Origin of the sequence: Mesorhizobium sp. ANAO-SY3R2, from assembly GCF_042466635.1 — a bacterium.
GTDB lineage: Bacteria > Pseudomonadota > Alphaproteobacteria > Rhizobiales > Rhizobiaceae > Aminobacter.
The window spans coordinates 3,261,337-3,279,446 of the sequence record NZ_CP159955.1 but is presented as its reverse complement, the minus strand read 5'-3'; the positions used below and the strand labels follow the sequence as shown (position 1 = coordinate 3,279,446).

Here is an 18,110-nt window from a genome sequence, read left to right as displayed (position 1 = left end):
ATTGTTGTACAAATGGTCGAATAGTCAGGCCGGAATTCAGTCCGTGGAGCCGTGGTGGTGTGATCGCTTGCTGACGACCGCCTCCGCCCCCGCGTTGAACTCGCCGGCAAGCAGGCCGGAGATGCCGTCGGAATCGGGCGACTTCAGGCCGATCTCCCGCAGTAGCGTATCCACCACAGGCGCCTGCGCGCGGTAACGCAACGCGCTGGTCATCACCTGATCCGCAAGATTGCCGCGTACAGGGTCGCCGCTAAGGTCACTTTGGCCGCTGCCGCCATTGGATCCGTTGAGCATGCCGTTGACCTCGACGATCTTGATCGTGTCGATCTGTTCCATCGGCTTGGCGCTTTCGCGGATGATGTCCTTCAGGTTTTCGATCACCGACAGCCTCACCTTGAGATCGATCAAGTCGTCCGACATTGAGTTTTCCGCGCCGATGAGCGCGGCAAGCGTTTTGGCCTCGATCATCTTGCGAGTCTCATAAGCCGTGGCGCGTTCTTTATCTGCTGCCGTTTCCGCCGCCGCAAGGGCGGTAAGCCGCGCGGCTTCCGATTGGGTGTCGATAGTCTTGGCCTTTGCGAGTTCGATGGCTTCCTGGTGCCGCGCCTCGGCGGCCATCAGCGTCGTGATGCCGATTTTCTCGGCCTCGGCCCTGGCCTGGATCAGGGCAACGGCTTTCGCGCGCTCTTCGCGTTCCCGTGCTTTCATCAGGGCCAGTTCTTCCTCGGCCTTGATGAGCGTCTGCTTTTCGGTCTCGGTCGCGGCAAGCGACTGGATTTCGGCCCTGGCGCTCTCGGCGATGGCTATATTTTTCTGGTGTTCGCCAAGGATCAGGGTCTTTTGCTGCTCCACCGAGCGGAGATCGATGGCAAGGGTTGTCTCCAGATCGGCTTCCGAAACGGCCTTCCGTCGGGCGTGGCGACTGATCTCGACTGATGTCTCGTTGTTGATCTTCTCGACCTCGACTTCGCGTTCCGCCGCAAGGCGCGCGAGATCGGTCTGCTTGCCGGCGGCGATCACGACTTCGTCCGCTGCCTGGCGGCGCTCGGCCTCTTCCCGGGCGATCGTCGCGGCCTGCTCGGCCTGCTCGATGGCGATCACCTTCTCGCGCTCGATACGACGCAGCTTGAGCGCCAGTTCGGTCTCGATGACGGCTTCCTCGATCTCGCGCTTGGTCTTCTGGTTCTGCTGCTCGAGCTTCTCCTGGGTGCTGAAGCGTTCGAGCTGCATCTTTTCGTCGGCTTGCACCGTCGCGATGTTGATCTTCAGATTGGCGGCCACCTTGGCCTCCTCGGCCTGCTGCCGGCGCAGGGCCTCCTCGGCGGTGATGCTGGCGGCCTGCTCGGCGCGCCGCACCGCGATCTCGCGGGCCTGCTCGAGACGGGCGTATTCTTCCTGCTTGGCGATCTCGAGCTTGCGGGTCTCGGTCTCGAGATTCTTCTGCTGGATGCCGATCTCGGAGTCCTGCTCGATCGCGTTTCGTTTCAGCCTGCGTCCTTCGATCTCGGTCGTGAGGCGCGTCAAGCCCTCGGCGTCAAAGGCGTTGTTGGGGTTGAAGAACTGTCGGTCGGTCTGGTCGAACGAGGTGAGTGAGGCCGATTCCAGCTCGAGGCCGATCTGGGCGATTTCCTCCCCGGCAAGCTTGCGCGCGCGGCCGATATAATCGCCGCGATGCTCGTGCAGTTCCTCCATCGTCATTTCGGCAGCGACAGTTCGCAGCACGTCGACGAAGCGGCCTTCGAGCAGGTCGCGCAGCGCTTCGGCGCGCGCGGTCTTGCTGCCCAGCGCCTGTGCGGCGAGGGCGATCGCCTCCGGGCTTGAGCCGACGCGGACATAGAATTCCGTGGTGACATCGACCCGCATGCGGTCGCGCGTGATGATTGAGTTCTTCTGTGCGCGGGAGATCTCGAGGCGGACCGTGCTCATGTTGACCCGGATCGTATCGTGCAGCACCGGGATGACGAAAGCGCCACCGCTGTGGACGACTTTCTGGCCCCCAAGGCCGGTTCGCACGAAGGCAAGTTCCTTGGTGGCGCGTTGATAGAGCCACCAGAAGATCACCCACAAAATGGCGATTAGCACGATGGCTGCGACGATGATGCTGACGGTTGTGGCGAGAACGCCCATGAATTGCCTCCCTCTGCTGAATCGGCCGCTGCAGGGGTACTACGACACTGATGCCGCTACGTATTCCCGTGCGCATGCCAATTGAGTTCCTATGGTGGCAGCCTGCCACGAGTAAGTTTTTTTCTCAATATGTGATTTACAATCTTTATTAGTGAGATTACTGTCGCTCCCAAGATACGAACTTTGGGGGAGGGAGGACTCCTTTGAGAACGGTCATCCAATCGGCGCGCTGGCCCGCTCCGAAATTTCGCTATAGCCCGCTCGTGGCGGCAGGGCCGTTTATCAAGACGGCTGGCATGGTTGCCCTGGACGTAGAGACCGGCCAGCTGGCGGCAGGTGGAGTGGGTGCGCAGGCGCGTTGCATCCTGTCGAACCTCTGGTCCGTCATGGCTGATCTTGGTCTCGAGGTCGGGCATATGGTTTCGGCGACAGTCTACGTTTCCGACTTCGATAGTTTCGGTGATCTCAACCAGGTCTGGGACGAATTCTTTTCGTCAGACGACGTGCCGCCGCCTGCGCGGACGTCGGTCGGTGTCTCCGCCTTGCCGCTCGGTGCGGCTGTGGAGATGGAGTTTCTTTTCTACGCCTCGCAGCTCGTCCTGCCGTCCGAACGTGAGCGTTCAGGACGTGCATGAAGCTGTTGTCGGCAAAAACACTGGAGGTTTCGAGTTTGAAGCAGTCGACCACTGACACCAGCGCCGTGTTGCCTCACAAAGCCGTGCCGCGTGGAGCCTATCCCCATTTCCGCCGGGCTGGGTCGTTCGTCTTTGTTTCCGGGACCAGTGCGCGCAATCCGGACAATTCGATCGCCGGCGTGGAGGTCGATACCTTCGGTGCGGCGCAGCTCGATATCCGTGCTCAGACACGAGCGTGTATCGAGAACATGCGCGATATTCTGGAGGCCGCAGGTGGCGGGCTCGACAATCTCATCGAGGTGACCACTTTCCTGGTCTCGATGAATGACTTCGCTGGCTACAACGAAGTCTATGGCGAGTACTTTTCGCATCAGGGGCCGGCGCGCACCACCGTCGCCGTCCATCAGCTACCTCATCCCCATCTCCTTATCGAGATCCGCGGCGTTGCTTGCATCGCCGAGGAGAAGTCGAAGTCGACATCAAATGGAGCAGCGAGCCATGGCCAAGGGTGAAATCGTCGCGGGGTTCATCGCACCCCATCCTCCGCATCTCGTCTACGGTGAGAACCCTCCGCAGAACGAGCCGAAATCACAGGGTGGGTGGGAGCAGCTGCGCTGGGCCTATGAGAAGGTCCGTGCGAGCATCGAAGAGCTTCAGCCCGATGTGATCCTGGTGCACTCTCCGCACTGGATCACGCAGCTCGGCCATCATTTCCTCGGCGTGCCGCACCTGGCCGGCAAGTCCGTCGATCCGATCTTCCCGAACCTGTTTCGCTATACCTATGACGTGAATGTCGACGTCGAGTTGGCCGAGGCCTGCTGCCGGCATGCCCGCGACATGGGGCTGGTGTCCAAGTTGATGCGCAACCCGAAATTCCGGGTCGACTATGGGACGATCACATCCCTGCATCTCGCGCGCCCGCAGTGGGACATTCCGGTGGTCGGGCTGTCGGCGAACAACTCGCCTTACTATCTGACGACCGAAGAGGGCTTCGAGGAGATGGAGACGCTCGGTTACGCGACCCGCAAGGGTATCGAGGAAACCGGTCGCCGGGCCGTTCTGCTTTGCTCGGCGACGATGAGCCATCGGCATTTCCAGGAAGAACCCGATGTGCCGGAGGATATGTCGCGCGAGCATCCGTACTCGATGGAGATGTATCAGTGGGACATGCGGCTGATCGGGATGATGCGCCGCGGTGAAATGAAGAAGGTGCACGAACTGCTTCCGCAATTCGTCGAGACCGCCTTCGCTGAGTTCAAGGCCGGCTCCTTCACCTGGATGTGCGCGGCGATGGGCTATCCGGAATTGCCCGGAGAGCTGCACGGCTTCGGCAACGTCATCGGCACCGGCAACGCGGTGTTCGAGTGGAATCTCGTCAAGCACGGCCTGGCAACTCCTGCGAACGGCCGTCGCTCGATTTCGCGCGCGGTTCAGCCGTCGGTTGCGAGCGTGGCCCGCAATGATTTCGGCAGTGGTCCGAGCTATGGCGGCGCTGGCCCGTCGATCGGCCATTCGTCCACGCATCGGTATGCGGAGTAGATTGGATGCCAGTTGTCTCTGCCTTTCTGGTGCCCGGATCTCCGTTGCCCTATGTCAAGTCGGAGAACCCGCCTTGGGCTCCGATCGCGTCGGGATATCGTGCTGCGGCCCGCGCGCTGAGTGCGTCTCGGCCCGACACCATTCTTTTGTACTCCACGCAGTGGATGGCCGTGCTCGACCAGCTGTGGCAAACGCGGCCGGCTCTCGCGGGAACGCACGTCGACGAGAACTGGTATGAATATGGCGATCTCGACTACAGCGTCCGCATCGACACGGAACTGGCGCACGATTGTGTCGCGGGGGCAAAAGCGATCGGGATCTCGTCCAAGGCTGTCGACTACGATCAGTTCCCGATCGACACCGGCACGATCGTCGCAAATGGCTTTCTCAACCCGGGCGGTCGTATTCCGCTGACGCTCGCTGCCAACAATCTCTACCATTCTTTCGACGACACGATGCGCCTCGCGGAAATGGCGGTGCAGAAGGCCGACAAGCTCAATCGGCGCATCGCGGTGGTCGGGGTAGGGGGGCTGTCGGGCTCGATCTTCAGGCAGGAGATCGACATCCGCAATGACGGCATCGCATCACCTTCCGATGACAGTTGGAACCGGCGCATGCTCGGCCTGATCGAACGTGGTGCGGGCGCCGATATCGTCGAGGAGTGCGCGGCCTACGCCAAGCAAGCCCGCGCGGAGATGGGGTTCAAGCATTTCGGCTGGGTCTTTGGTGCGCTTGGCAGACATTTCGCCGGCGCGCGGATCCATGCCTATGGCGCGACATATGGAGCGGGTGCCGCCGTCATCGAATTCAAGATCTGAGCAGTTGCCAAAACTATAAATGCACCAGGGGAAAACACCATGAATCGAACTATCTTCTACTCAGCGGTTGCCCTTTCTTTGTTGGGCATCGACGCAGCGTCGGCCGCCGACGATTGTGTCGTCAAGGTCGGCCGGGTCGTGCCGATCACCGGGCCTCTGCTCGACATGGGCCGCGAGACGCCGTGGCTGGACGAGAACAAGGTCAAGCCGATCAACGACGCCGGTGGCCTTCAGGTCGGTGACCGCAAATGCAAGATCGAATACAAGATCTACGACACCAAGGGCACGTCCTCCGGTTCCGGCGCCGCCGCAACCCAGGCGATCCTCGACGACAAGGTCGACGTCATCATGGCGCAGGGAACGCCGGATACGACCAACGCGCCGTCCGACCTGTGCGAGCGCTACAAGGTGCCCTGCATTCTCAGTGATACGCCGATTGAAGCCTGGCTCTACGGTCCGGACGGCAAGCCGAAGACCTTCGAGTCCAGCTTCATGTTCTTCTTCTCGGTGCCGGACCTCGTCAAGAATCACATCGGCATGATCAAGGCGCTGCCGGGCGGCTTCAACGGCACCATCGGCTATCTCTATCCGAACGATCCCGACGGCGTGGTCTTCGCCTCGCTGTTCGATCCCGCCTTCAACACGGAGGGCTGGAAGGTGGTCGATCCCGGTCGCTTCGGACAGGGCCTTCCGGACTTTTCCGCGATCATCAACCAATTCAAGCGGGCGCATGTCGAAGTCGTGACCGGCGTGCTGGCTCCGCCGGATCTGCAGAGCTACCTGCAGCAGGCGGCGCAGTTGGGCTTCAAGCCGAAGATGTACATCATCGACAAGGGCACGGGCTATCCCGAGCCGATGAAGGTGCTTGGCGACTTCGGGATCGATATCCTGAGCGTGAATTTCTGGTCGCCCGCCTTCCCAGGCAAGTCGAAATTCGGTGGCTATGACGGTCAGGGGCTGGTCGACGCCTATGAGTCCCAGAATACCGGCAAGTCCTATTCACCGCCGCTGGCCTGGTCGGATGCGTCCTATGACGTGCTCTTCGACGCCCTTCAGCGGGCCGGTTCGACCGACAAGGAAGCGCTGATCAAGGCCATCGGCGAGACGGACATCGACAGCGTTGTCGGGCATATCAAGTTTAATGACCAGCACTACTCGGTATCGCCGCTCGGCGGCGCGCAGTGGCGCCGCGATGAAAAGTCCGGCGAACTCGTCAAGGAGAACGTCTTCAACTCGGTCTACCCCGAAGTGAAAGTCACGGCTCCCATGCGCCTCTATCAGCAGTAGTCGCGCGCACCTGACCCGGGCAAGGCGTGCATCCACGCCTTGCCTCTCATCACAAAACTGGACGCTCGGAGACCGAAGGCATGGCCGCCTATTTTCGGAACTATCAGACGCGCGCGGACCTCGACCGCGCCTACGACGTCGAGCGATCGGTTCCGAACTTCCGTATCTATGCCGACCAGTGGGTCGACGGCAGCGCCCAGGCGCGCCGGCACCTGGGCGGCAAGCTTGGGGTAAAATACGGCCCAACCGTCGAGGAATATGCCGACATCTTTCCTGCCGGCAGACGGGGCGCGCCTGTCCTGATCTTTATCCACGGCGGCTACTGGCGCATGCTGTCCGCACGCGAGTTCAGCTTTGTCGCGCTCGGTCCGGTCGCCGCCGGCGTGACCACCGTCGTCGCCAATTATGCGCTGTGCCCCTCGGTCTCGATCAGCGAGATCGTCCGGCAGATGCGCGCGCTGGTCGCCTGGACTTACAGCAACATCGAGGCTTTCAACGGCGACCCCGAGAGCATCCATGTCTGCGGCCACTCTGCAGGCGGGCACCTCACCGCGATGATGGCGCTGACCGACTGGGCCAAGGCCTACGGTCTGCCGGCCAACGTGCTGAAAAGCGCGTTCCCGATCAGCGGCCTGTTCGAACTGGAGCCGCTTCGCCATAGCTGGCTGCAGCCCGATTTGCAGCTCGACGAGCGTGAGGTTGCAACGCAAAGCCCGCAGCGCCTCGTTCGCCGCGTCTCGCCGCCGATGTTGCTGTCCTACGGCAGCGAGGAGCCTTCGGCGTTTGCGCAGCAGTCCGATAATTTCCTCGCTGGCTGGAAGCGCGCGGGCAACCGGGCATCGTTCATGCCGTTGATTGGCCGTAACCATTTCACTGCCATTTCGGACTTCGCCGACCCGCAGAGCCTGTTTTGCCGCGAACTCTTCCAGATGATGCAGCACAGCCCTTCGCGGTCGCTGTCATCTGGCGGGATGACTGCCCATGAACGGCCGACGGCAGCAGTGTCGCTGCCCACCTCGGGCTACGGCCCGTCCGTGCGCGGGGGGCACTGAGCCAATGGCAGCTCTGTTATCCGTGACGGGTCTCAAGAAGGCCTTTGGTGCGGTCACGATCGCCAACGACATCAGCTTCGATGTCGAGGAGGGCGAGGTGATCGGGATCATCGGCCCGAACGGTGCCGGCAAGACCACGCTGTTCGGTCTGCTCGCCGGCACGATCAAACTCGACGCTGGCCGCATCCAGTTCCGCAAGCAGGACGTGACGGGCCTGCCGACCTTCGATCGCGCCCGTCTCGGTATCGCGCGCACCTACCAGATTCCGCGGCCCTTCACCCATATGACGGTCGCCGACAATTTGAAGGTGGCCGCGCTGTTCGGCGGCGGGCTCGAAGAGGCGGAATGCCCCGAGTGGATCGACCAGATCCTCGAATTCACCGGCCTGGCGAAAGAGCGCGGCATGCTTGCCGGCCGACTGTCCCTGCTCGGCCGCAAACGCCATGAACTCGCCCGCGCGCTCGCCACTCGGCCTAGCCTTCTGCTGATCGATGAGGTCGCGGCCGGGCTTACCGATGCGGAAGTGGACGAGTTCATTTCGCTTATCCGCAGCATCAAGACGGCCGGGATCACCGTGGTGTGGATCGAGCACGTCATGAAGGCGATGCTTGCCGCCACTGACCGCCTGATGGCGGTGGCCGGCGGCAAGATCATTGCCTCCGGTGCGCCGCGCGAAGTCATTCAGTCGAAGGAGGTCCGCCGTGTCTACCTCGGTGCGTAAGGGCGGGTTGTTTGCAAAGCCCGGGCGCGACGGTCGGCTTCCGATACTCAGCGTTTCGGGCCTTTCGGCCTATCACGGCGAGCTGCGCGCGCTGTTCGATGTCAGCTTCGACGTCATTCCCGGCGAGGTGCTGGCGATTATCGGCGCCAATGGCGCCGGCAAGTCGACGCTGCTCAAGTCGATCGTCGGCATGATGAACCGCGGCAAGACCGCCCATATCGAGGGCGTGATCGACTTCCAGGGCCGCCGGCTCGACAGGCTGCAGCCCGAGAAGATCGTCGACATCGGCGTGACCATGGTGCCTGAGGGCCGCATGCTGTTTCCGCGCATGACGGTGACCGAAAACCTGCTCGTCGGCGCTTATCTTCCGCAACACCAGGTGAAGGCCCGGCAGAAGCTCGCGGAGATGTTCGAGTTTTTCCCGCGGCTTGCGGAGCGCCGCGATCAGATCGTCAGCCAGATGTCGGGTGGCGAGCAGCAGATGGTGGCAATCGCCCGTGCCCTGATGTCGGAGCCGTCGCTCATTCTCTTCGACGAGCTGTCGCTGGGGCTCGCGCCGATCATCGTCGACGACATCTACGAGAAGGTCGCCGACATCAACAAAGCGGGCACTACCTGCGTGGTCATCGAGCAGGACATGAACCGGGCGCTGGCCGTCTCGAACCATGTGCTTGTCATGCTCGAGGGCCGCATCGTGCTCGAGGGCGCGCCCGATACCTTGTCCAGGGCGGCGATCACCGACGCCTACTTCGGGACGCGCAGCGGAGCGGCAGCATGACCGACGACGACATCTACTGGACCCTGATCGACATCGCCAACGCGCTGCTGACGGGTACCTTCATCGGTGGCTACTATGCCATGCTGGCGGTCGGGTTGGCGCTGTCCTTCGGCGTCATGCGGCTGGTCAACCTGGCGCATGGCGACTTCCTGATCGTCGGCGCCTATCTGTCGGCGGCGATCGTCCAGATCCTGAAAATACCGTCGTTCTTCGTGCTGTTCATCGTCGCGCCGATCATGTTCGTCATCGGCTACGCGCTGCAGCGCATCCTGCTCAATCGCGTGTCGGTGCAGGCGATGGAGCGGCGAGGCATGTCCGCGAACTTCGGGCTGATGGCGCCGATCCTCGTCACCTTCGGACTGGGCATCGCCATTTCGCATCTGCTTCTCGGCATCTTCGCGTCGGACGCCAAGACGATCCCCAATTCGCTCGCTTTCTCCGCGATCCGGCTGACCGAGGATCTGAGCGTATCGCTGCTCCGCGTCATTTTCTTTTTCATCGCGATTGCCCTGCTGATTGCCGTTCAGGTCTTCCTCAAGAACACCAACGTCGGACGGGCGATCAGGGCTGCCGCGGACAATCAGACCTATGCGGCTCTGATGGGTATTCGCACCGATCACATCTTCTCGGTCGCGCTCGGATTGTCGCTAGCGATCAGCGGCGTCGCCGGCTTCATGATCGGCATGACGCGCACCTTCCAGCCATTCGATGGCCCGCAGTTCATCCTGATCGCTTTCGGTGTCGTCATCATCGGCGGCATGAATTCGATCCCCGGCACCATCGTCGGCGGCATCGTGCTCGGAATTACGCAGGTTCTCGCCGGCACCTTCTTCGGCCCATCGGCGCAACTCGTGGCAGGTTACATGCTCGTTCTCTTCCTTCTCTCCTTCCGCCGCGAGGGGCTGTTTTCGCGATGACCGGTCCGGCTTTCACCTCGCAATTGACCGGGCGGACGGCGCAAGTCCTGTTCGGCATCCTGATCGCCATTCTGTTGGTCTTCCCGTGGCTCGCCGGCCAGGACGGGCAGTATTTCACGCAACTGCTGATGACGGTGTTCATCTTCGCCACGCTCGGGCATTCGTGGAACCTGCTCGCCGGTTTCTGCGGGCTGCTGTCGTTCGGAAGTCAGGTCTATATCGGCCTTGCGGGCTTCACCGTCGCGGTGCTGAACTACTATTTCGGCGTCGACGTCTGGTGGTCGATCCCCATCGCAGCGGTGGTTGCGGCACTGTTCGCGTGGCTGCTTGCGGCCCCGATCTCCGACCGCAACAGCCGCCGCAGCACGACGATCGGCATCGTTGTCGCGGTCGCTCTCTGGTTCGTCTACGAAATCTGGATTGCCTACGACCCAGCCGTCGACATCTTCGGCGGCGCCTATATCCGTCGCGTCATCATCCTGCTGATGATCTTCCTCGGGGCCTTGCCGTTGCTGAAGCTGCAGGGCGCCTATTTCGCCATCGCGACATGGCTGATCGCCGCTGCGGTCGCCTCGATCTTCAACGAATGGCGCGTCGTCGGCGCGGGCGGCGGCATGAACATCGCCTCCGACACCACGGTGGCCGGACGCTATTATGCCGGCCTCATCATTGTCGCGCTGGCCACGGCGGTCGTCTGGTGGCTGCTCAATAGCCGCTATGGCCAGGCGCTGACCGCCGTCCGCGACGACGAGGAGGCAGCAACCGCCGTCGGTATCGACATCCGCCGCGTCAAGACCCTGGTCTTCGTGATCTCGGCGCCGATGGCGGCTGTTGCGGCATCGCTGTTCTACATCGACAGCGTGACGATCACGCCGGCCGACGCGTTCCACATCCGCTGGTCGGCCTACATGGTGTTCGTCGTCGTCGCTGGTGGCATGGGGACGCTCGCCGGGCCGATCATCGGCGCCGTTCTGTACGTCATTATCGATCGCTTCCTGGTCGGGTTCTGGGGCGGCGGAGAGCTGACGCTCGGGCTAGCATCGGTGCTCATCATTCTGATTGCGCCGCGCGGCGTCATGGGCCTGCTCGGCGATGCCTTTGCCGCGTGGGAGCGCCGCGCCAATGCCCGCGGCAGCGGTCTGCCGTCCCCTGAAACGCCGTCGGCCGGATCGTTGTTTCGTCCGCTCGCGAGCGCGGCAAAGCCCGTCCCCGCAAGCCGGCCTTCATACCTGCCGCCGGCGTTGCCCGATGGCGCGCCCGGCATCGTCGGCGCGTTCATGGTGCCCGGCAACCCGCTGCTTTGCCTGCGCTCCGACAACCCGCGCTGGGACGAGCTGACCGCCGGCTACCGGGCGGCCAACGAGGCGCTGCGGGCCATGGCGCCCGACGTCATCCTGCTCTATTCGTCGCAATGGGTGGCGGTGCTCGACCAGCCCTGGCAGATGAAGCCGCGCATCTCTGGCGTCCATGTCGACGAGAACTGGCACGAGTTCGGCGAGCTTCGCTACGACATCGACATCGACCGCGACGCGACCGAGGCAATGATCCGCGGCACCAATGCGCTCGGCATCCGCGCCAAGGGCATCGACTTCGACCAGTTTCCGATCGACAGCGGCACTATCGTCGCCAACACGCTGCTCAACGGCCTGTCCGGCACACCGCTGGTGATCGCCGGGGCCAATATCTACCACGACTACGCCACCACGGTGAAACTCGGGGCCATGGCCGCGCGCACCGCGGTGCAACTCGGCCGGCGTGTCGCCATCGTAGGGGTGGGTGGGCTGTCGGGCTCGATCTTCCGCCACGAGATCGACCTCGCCCGCGACCGCATCCGCACCCCGGAGGACGAGGCCTGGAACACCAGGATCATGGCGATGCTGGAAGCCGGCGACCTCGCTGGCCTCAATGCGAGTGTACCCAACTTCGTCAAGGAAGCCCGCGCCGACAACGGCTTCAAGCACTTCGCCTGGCTCGAAGGCGCCATGGGCAGGGCTTTCGCCGGCGCGCGCGTGCTCGGCTCCGGGGCGGTCTACGGCTCCGGCCAGGCGGTCGTGCAGTTCATGTTGAAGCCGGCCTGACCGTGCCGGCAGACAAGGAAATAGGACTATGACTGATATGGCCCCGCGCCGAACATTGAACTTCATCGACGGCGACTTCCGCACCACGTCGTCGGCCCGGCTGTTCGAAAACCGCTCGCCGATCGACGGTCGCATCGTTTCGATGGTCGAGGAAGCTTCGGCCGAGATGGTCGACCGCGCCGTAAGGGCCGCCAAGGCAGCGCTCGACGGTCCCTGGGGGCGGCTTTCGCTGAAGGAGCGCTGCGACCTGCTGTTTGCGGTTGCCGACGGCATCGAGCGCCGTTTTGATGACTTCCTCGCCGCCGAGATCGCCGACACCGGCAAGCCGGACGTTCTGGCGCGTGCGGTCGATATTCCGCGCGGCGCGGCCAACTTCCGCATCTTCGCCGATCTCGTTCGCGCCACCCCGGAGCACTATTTCCCGCAGGACACGCCCGATGGCGCCGGCGCGATCAACTACACGGTGCGCAAGCCGAAGGGCGTCGTCGCGGTCATCAGTCCGTGGAACCTGCCGTTCCTGCTGATGACCTGGAAGGTTGCTCCAGCGCTCGCCTGCGGCAACACGGTGGTGGCGAAGCCTTCCGAGGAGACCCCGTCGACGGCGGCGCTGCTGGGCGAAGTCATGCGCGATGCGGGCGTGCCGGCTGGCGTCTACAATGTCGTGCACGGCTTTGGCCCGAACTCCACCGGCGAATTCCTGACGCGCCACCCGCTTGTCGATGCCATCACCTTTACCGGCGAGACACGCACCGGCGAGGCGATCATGAAGGCCTCGGCCGTCGGCGTGCGCGACATCTCGGCCGAACTGGGCGGCAAGAACGCAGCACTGGTCTTCGCCGATTGCGATCTCGACAAGGCCGTGGCCGGCACGGTGCGCTCGGCCTTCACCAATTGCGGCCAGGTGTGCCTGTGCACCGAGCGCGTCTATGTCGAACGGCCGATCTTTGACGAGTTCGTCGCGCGCCTGAAGGCGGCGACCGAAAAACTCACCCAGGGTCATCCGAATGCCGCGGGCGTCGACACCGGCCCGCTGATCTCGGCGGGTCACCGCGAGAAGGTGCTGTCCTACTACGAGATCGCCAAGGCCGACGGCGCGCGCGTCGTCACTGGCGGTGGCATTCCCGATCTCGGCCCCGACCTCGCCGGCGGGGCCTGGGTCGAGCCGACCATCTGGACCGGCCTGCCGGAGACGAGCCGCGTCATCCGCGAGGAGATCTTCGGCCCCTGCTGTCATGTCCAGCCCTTCGACACCGAGGACGAAGCCGTCCGGCTCGCCAACGACAGCCAGTATGGCCTCGCCACTGTCGTCTGGACCGAGAACCTGTCGCGGGCGCACCGGGTCGCGGCGAAGATCGATGTCGGCATCGCCTGGGTGAATACCTGGAACCTGCGTGACCTCAGAACCCCGTTCGGAGGCGCCAAGCAGTCCGGCATCGGCCGGGAAGGCGGGCAGTTCTCGCTCGACTTCTATTCCGAGATCAAAAACGTCTGCATCAAGCTCTGAGGAGGAGCCCGTGGAAACAACAACCGAGGCCATCCGGCACGCGGCCGACATCCTGTTCGAAGCGCATGAGCGCGGCGTTGCATGCGACCCCGTCAAGTCGATCATCGAAGGCGGTTCGATTGACACCGCGTATGCGGTCCAGAAATACAACACCGACCGCTGGATGATGGCGGGGCGGCGCGTCGTCGGCAAGAAGATCGGCCTGACCGCGAAGGCGATCCAGGCGCAGCTCAAGGTCGATCAGCCCGACTATGGCGTGCTCTATGCCGACATGGATGTGCCGGACGGTGAGCCGATCGACATCTCCCGCGTGCTTCAGCCGCGTGTCGAAGCCGAAGTCGCTTTCGTAATGCGCGAGGATCTCGACGAGGAGAGGCTGACGACGGCCGATGTCATTTCGGCGATCGACTACGCGGTGGCGGCCATCGAGATCGTCGGCAGCCGGGTACGCGACTGGAAGATATCGATCCTCGATACTGTCGCCGATAACGCCTCCTCCGGCCTCTATGTGATTGGCCAGGATCCGCGGCCGTTGGGCAGCTTCGACATGCGCCTGTGCGGCATGGTGATGGAGCGCTCCGGCGAGCCGGTCTCGGTCGGCGCGGGTGCCGCCTGCCTCGGCAGCCCGATCAACTCCACCCTGTGGCTCGCCCGCACCATGGCGCGGATCGGCAACCCGCTGCGCAAAGGCGACCTGGTGCTGTCGGGCGCGCTTGGCCCGATGACTGCGGCGCGTCCGGGCGATGTGTTTGAAGCGCGCATCAGCGGACTTGGCTCCGTCCGCGCAGCCTTCGCACGATAATTCGGAGACACTTCATGAAAGCAAAAGCAGCGATCATCGGCTCGGGCAATATCGGCACCGACCTGATGATCAAGATCCTGAGAACCGCCAAGCACATCGAGATCGCCGCGATGGTCGGCATCGACCCGAAGTCGGACGGCCTGGCGCGTGCGGCCCGGATGGGCGTGGCGACCACCGCCGACGGCGTCGAGGGACTGCGCGGCCTGCCGGTCTATCCCGAGATATCGATTGTTTTCGACGCCACCTCGGCCGGCGCCCATGCCGAGCACGATCGGTTGCTGCGCGCCGACGGCAAGCGCGTGATCGACCTGACGCCGGCGGCGATCGGGCCGTATGTCATCCCGCCGATCAACCTCGACCAACATCTCGGCGAAGGCAACATCAACATGGTGACCTGCGGCGGCCAGGCGACGATTCCGATGGTGCATGCGGTGAAGCGCGCAACCGGCCGCGTCGTCTATGCCGAGATCGTCGCTTCCATCGCGTCGAAATCGGCAGGCCCCGGCACGCGCGCCAACATCGACGAGTTCACCGAGACGACGTCGCGCGCCATCGAAAGCGTCGGCGGCGCCGAGCGCGGCAAGGCGATCATCGTCCTCAATCCGGCCGAGCCGCCGGTGATCATGCGCGACACCGTCTTTACTCTCAGCCAGGGCGGCAGCGAGGTGGCTATCCGCGACTCCGTTGCCCAGATGGTCGAGACGGTCTCGTCCTACGTGCCGGGCTACCGGCTGAAGCAGGATGTTCAGTTCGAGCGTTTTGGCTCCAACAACCCGGTCCACATCCCCGGTCTCGGCACGTTCGAGGGGCTGAAATCGACAATCTTCCTCGAGGTGGAGGGCGCCGCCCACTACCTGCCGGCCTATGCCGGCAATCTCGACATCATGACCTCCGCGGCGCTTGCGACCGCGGAGCGGTTGGCAGCGCGGGAGTTCGCATCGTGAGCCGTATTGACCCTACCAAGGATCCGATCTTCATCCATGACGTGACGCTGCGCGACGGCATGCACGCCATTCGCCACCGCTACGGCCTCGACGAGGTTCGCAACATCGCCGCTGCTCTCGATAAAGCCGGCGTCGATTCGATCTCGGTGAGCCATGGCGACGGCCTTTCCGGCAGCAGCTTCAACTACGGGTTCGGCACCCACAGCGACTGGGAATGGATCGAGGCCGCCGCCGATGGCGTCAAGCGGGCCCAACTGGCGATCCTGCTCATCCCTGGCATCGCCACCATTCATGATTTGAAGCAGGCCCACGCCCTTGGCGTGACCTCGGCAATCATCGCTACCCACTCGACCGAGGCCGACATCGCCCGCCAGCACATCGGCGTGGCGCGCGATCTTGGCATGGATACGGTCGGCTTCCTGATGATGGCGCACATGACCGAGCCGGACGTGCTGGCCGCCCAGGCGAAGCTGATGGAAGGCTACGGCGCGAACTGCGTCTATGTCACCGATTCCGGCGGCGCGCTTGACATGGACGGTGTTGCCGCGCGCTTCCAGGCCTTCAACCGGGTTCTGAAGCCCGAGACCGAGCGCGGCATGCACGCCCACCACAACCTCTCGCTCGGTGTCGCCAACTCGATGGTGGCGATTGCCAACGGGGCGAACCGGATCGACGCATCGCTTGCCGGCATGGGGGCGGGAGCCGGCAACGCGCCGCTCGAAGTCTTCGTTGCCGCCATCGATCGCAAGGGCTGGAAGCACAGGACCGACCTGTTTGCGCTGATGGATGCCGCCGAAGACATGGTGCGGCCGTTGCAGGACCGGCCTGTCAGGGTCGACCGCGAAACGCTCTCGCTCGGCTATGCGGGGGTCTATTCCAGCTTCCTGCGCCACGCCGAACAGGCATCGTCCGCCTACGGGATCGATGCGCGAAGCATCCTCGTCGAACTCGGGCGGCGCCGCATGGTCGGTGGACAGGAAGACATGATCGTCGACGTGGCGCTCGATTTGAAGCGGGCGGCGGAACTGCGCGCAAAGGAGGCGAACACGCCATGAGCAAACTCAACATCGCCGCCGAGGCGCTCGATCATGCAGCCCAGACCGCGACCGACATTCCGCAATGGAGCGGGGCGGACGCCTTCTCCGTGGACGAGGCCTACGCGGTGCAGGCGTTGTCGATCGAGCGGCGGCTCGCGCGGGGCGAACGCCTGGCCGGCTACAAAATGGGTCTCACCAGCCGTGCCAAGATGGCCCAGGTCGGCGTCGATACGGTGATCTGGGGACGGCTCACCGATGCGATGCGCGTGGCCGAGGGCGGCGAGATTGCACGCGACCGCTACATTCATCCCCGGGCCGAGCCGGAAATCGCCTTCGTGATGGGGCGCAGGCTGGAAGGCCGCGTCAGCCCGGCTGAAGCCATGGCCGCGGTCGACTCAGTTTGCGTCGCCATCGAGATCATCGACAGCCGATACAAGAACTTCCAGTTCGCCCTTGGCGACGTCATTGCCGACAATACGTCCGCAGCCGGCTTCGTGCTCGGCGACCGGCATTCGCCGACGCTCGACATCGGCAACCGCGGTATGCTGCTCGAGGTCGACGGCACGGTCCGCGAGATCGGTTCGTCTGCGGCGATCCTGGGCCATCCTGCGCGGGCGCTTGTCGAAGCTTCGGCATTGCTCGCCACCAGCGGACTGGCGCTGCAGCCGGGCGACATCGTGCTTGCCGGTGCGGCTACGGCAGCCGTTCCACTCTCGCCCGGCATGAGCGTGCGGACGGTGGTCGAGGGGCTCGGCGCCGTTCATTTCCGGACGGTTTAGGGGCGGCTGCGGCAGCCCTCCCTTTTGGAAAATTGAGGCGATCGTCGTCCGGCAAGATCGACGATCGCCGATCCGGCCAGACCTGGGGCACGCCCGAGCGGCGGCGTCCAGCGGATATCGCGGACTGCCTAAAACAGTTCGAAATCGCCTGCCGCGGCGTCTTGCGTGGTTTTGTTGCCGGCGAGGCGGGAGGCGAGGTCGGAGAGGGTGATGGCGGCAAGCGCCTGGTGGGCGTCGAGCTGCCAGTCGGGGGCCGCGGTCTTGGCGAGGTCTGAGAGGAAGCCGGCGAGGGCGCGCAGTTTCTGTTCGATGTGGTCGATGCCCTGCAGCGCCTGGATGTCGTCCGGGGTGAGGTTCTTCGGGGCGGGCGCGCTGGCGGTCGGTGTGGCTGGGGCGGCCTGTTGGGCGTGGGCGCTGACGAGGGGATGCAGTTGCTCGACGGCTGCGGCGAGGTCTGTGAGTTCGGCGCCGGCGCGCCCGAGCAGGGCGGCGAGCGGGGTGGCCGACGAAAGGGGGTGGCTGGCCTTGGGCTGCATGGCGGGACGACCTTTGCGGATCAGAAGAATTCGACGGAACCGCCTGCCGGCACCGGTGGCAGTTTGGGCGGCGGCGGGGCGGCAAGGGCCTTGTCACCGGAGAGCAGGAACTGGCGGGCGCGGCCGCTCAGCGGCCAGTATTCGACGCGGCGGCCGCGGTCGCCGCCGAGATCGCCGCCGACGATGGTGATGCCCTCGTTGCGCAGGAAGGTCTCGGCGAAGGCGCCGTTCATCGCGCCGATGTCGGACAGCCCGTCGATGGTGCGCGCGCCGCCGAACAGCTTGGCCTCGAGCCGGTGGCGATGGGCGCCGCGCTGCAAAAGCCCGTTGACGAGCAGCTCCATCAGATGGACGCCATAGCTCTGCGCATCGAGCGAGGAGGGGCCGTTGGCGCCCGGCAGCAGGAAGTGGTTCATGCCGCCGGTCTGGGCATAGGGGTCGCGGATGCAGGCGGCGACGCAGGAGCCCAAAATGGTTGTCAGCACGACGTCGCCCTCATGGACGACGTGATATTCGCCGCGCATGACGGTGATGCGCTGGCTGGGCGGGGCCTGCG

18 protein-coding genes are annotated in these 18,110 nt (G+C 64.0%); 15 read left to right on the top strand and 3 right to left on the bottom strand.

The window, feature by feature from the left end; genetic code table 11:
* Window positions 1–36: 36 nt before the first annotated feature.
* Entirely contained in the window at window positions 37–2,127 is a 2,091-nt protein-coding gene (locus ABSY17_RS20670; protein ID WP_378944832.1) for a flotillin domain-containing protein, read from the bottom strand.
* Window positions 2,128–2,390: 263 nt separating this feature from the next.
* Here ABSY17_RS20670 and ABSY17_RS20665 point away from each other — a divergent pair, with 263 nt between their 5' ends.
* From ABSY17_RS20665 to ABSY17_RS20595, 15 genes are all read left to right on the top strand, one after another.
* Window positions 2,391–2,762 carry a RidA family protein gene (locus ABSY17_RS20665; RefSeq protein ID WP_378952929.1) on the top strand — a complete coding sequence of 124 codons (372 nt, stop codon included), beginning with the start codon at window positions 2,391–2,393 and terminating at the stop codon, window positions 2,760–2,762.
* Window positions 2,759–3,274, top strand: a complete 516-nt coding sequence (locus ABSY17_RS20660; protein WP_378944830.1) for a RidA family protein — start codon at window positions 2,759–2,761, stop codon at window positions 3,272–3,274. The genes ABSY17_RS20665 and ABSY17_RS20660 overlap by 4 nt, the downstream gene beginning before the upstream one ends.
* Window positions 3,261–4,301 carry a tRNA U-34 5-methylaminomethyl-2-thiouridine biosynthesis protein gene (locus ABSY17_RS20655; protein ID WP_378944827.1) on the top strand — a complete coding sequence of 347 codons (1,041 nt, stop codon included), beginning with the start codon at window positions 3,261–3,263 and terminating at the stop codon, window positions 4,299–4,301. The genes ABSY17_RS20660 and ABSY17_RS20655 overlap by 14 nt, the downstream gene beginning before the upstream one ends.
* A gap of 5 nt (window positions 4,302–4,306) precedes the next feature.
* Complete coding sequence (locus ABSY17_RS20650) at window positions 4,307–5,119, top strand: tRNA U-34 5-methylaminomethyl-2-thiouridine biosynthesis protein (protein ID WP_378944824.1); 813 nt, start codon at window positions 4,307–4,309, stop codon at window positions 5,117–5,119.
* 39 nt (window positions 5,120–5,158) lie between these two features.
* Window positions 5,159–6,406 (top strand): ABC transporter substrate-binding protein, encoded by a 1,248-nt coding sequence (locus ABSY17_RS20645; protein WP_378944821.1) that lies wholly within the window; start codon window positions 5,159–5,161, stop codon window positions 6,404–6,406.
* A gap of 80 nt (window positions 6,407–6,486) precedes the next feature.
* Window positions 6,487–7,458, top strand: a complete 972-nt coding sequence (locus ABSY17_RS20640; protein WP_378944818.1) for an alpha/beta hydrolase — start codon at window positions 6,487–6,489, stop codon at window positions 7,456–7,458.
* A 4-nt stretch (window positions 7,459–7,462) separates the two neighbouring features.
* Window positions 7,463–8,179, top strand: a complete 717-nt coding sequence (locus ABSY17_RS20635; protein ID WP_378944816.1) for an ABC transporter ATP-binding protein — start codon at window positions 7,463–7,465, stop codon at window positions 8,177–8,179.
* Window positions 8,160–8,957, top strand: a complete 798-nt coding sequence (locus ABSY17_RS20630; RefSeq protein WP_378944813.1) for an ABC transporter ATP-binding protein — start codon at window positions 8,160–8,162, stop codon at window positions 8,955–8,957. The genes ABSY17_RS20635 and ABSY17_RS20630 overlap by 20 nt, the downstream gene beginning before the upstream one ends.
* Window positions 8,954–9,874: a branched-chain amino acid ABC transporter permease gene (locus ABSY17_RS20625; RefSeq protein WP_378944810.1), complete on the top strand. Its 921-nt coding sequence runs from the start codon at window positions 8,954–8,956 to the stop codon at window positions 9,872–9,874. The genes ABSY17_RS20630 and ABSY17_RS20625 overlap by 4 nt, the downstream gene beginning before the upstream one ends.
* On the top strand, window positions 9,871–11,952 hold the full coding sequence (locus tag ABSY17_RS20620) for a hypothetical protein (protein WP_378944807.1): 2,082 nt from the start codon (window positions 9,871–9,873) through the stop codon (window positions 11,950–11,952). The genes ABSY17_RS20625 and ABSY17_RS20620 overlap by 4 nt, the downstream gene beginning before the upstream one ends.
* 37 nt (window positions 11,953–11,989) lie before the next feature.
* Entirely contained in the window at window positions 11,990–13,456 is a 1,467-nt protein-coding gene (locus ABSY17_RS20615; RefSeq protein WP_378952926.1) for a 2-hydroxymuconic semialdehyde dehydrogenase, read from the top strand.
* 10 nt (window positions 13,457–13,466) lie between these two features.
* Window positions 13,467–14,258, top strand: a complete 792-nt coding sequence (locus ABSY17_RS20610; protein ID WP_378944804.1) for a 2-keto-4-pentenoate hydratase — start codon at window positions 13,467–13,469, stop codon at window positions 14,256–14,258.
* A 14-nt stretch (window positions 14,259–14,272) separates the two neighbouring features.
* Window positions 14,273–15,202 (top strand): acetaldehyde dehydrogenase (acetylating), encoded by a 930-nt coding sequence (locus ABSY17_RS20605; RefSeq protein ID WP_378944801.1) that lies wholly within the window; start codon window positions 14,273–14,275, stop codon window positions 15,200–15,202.
* Window positions 15,203–15,261: 59 nt separating this feature from the next.
* Entirely contained in the window at window positions 15,262–16,257 is a 996-nt protein-coding gene (gene dmpG / locus ABSY17_RS20600; protein ID WP_378952923.1) for a 4-hydroxy-2-oxovalerate aldolase, read from the top strand.
* Window positions 16,254–17,018, top strand: coding sequence for a 2-keto-4-pentenoate hydratase (locus ABSY17_RS20595; protein WP_378944798.1), 765 nt, complete (start codon window positions 16,254–16,256; stop codon window positions 17,016–17,018). Before dmpG ends, ABSY17_RS20595 begins: the two co-directional genes overlap by 4 nt.
* A 128-nt stretch (window positions 17,019–17,146) precedes the next feature.
* On the opposite strand, the gene ABSY17_RS20590 is transcribed toward ABSY17_RS20595, so the two are convergent.
* Both ABSY17_RS20590 and ABSY17_RS20585 read right to left on the bottom strand, forming a co-directional pair.
* Entirely contained in the window at window positions 17,147–17,554 is a 408-nt protein-coding gene (locus ABSY17_RS20590) for a hypothetical protein (protein WP_378944795.1), read from the bottom strand.
* Window positions 17,555–17,574: 20 nt separating this feature from the next.
* On the bottom strand, window positions 17,575–18,078 hold the full coding sequence (locus ABSY17_RS20585; protein WP_378952920.1) for a chemotaxis protein CheD: 504 nt from the start codon (window positions 18,076–18,078) through the stop codon (window positions 17,575–17,577).
* Between the last annotated feature and the right edge of the window lie 32 nt (window positions 18,079–18,110).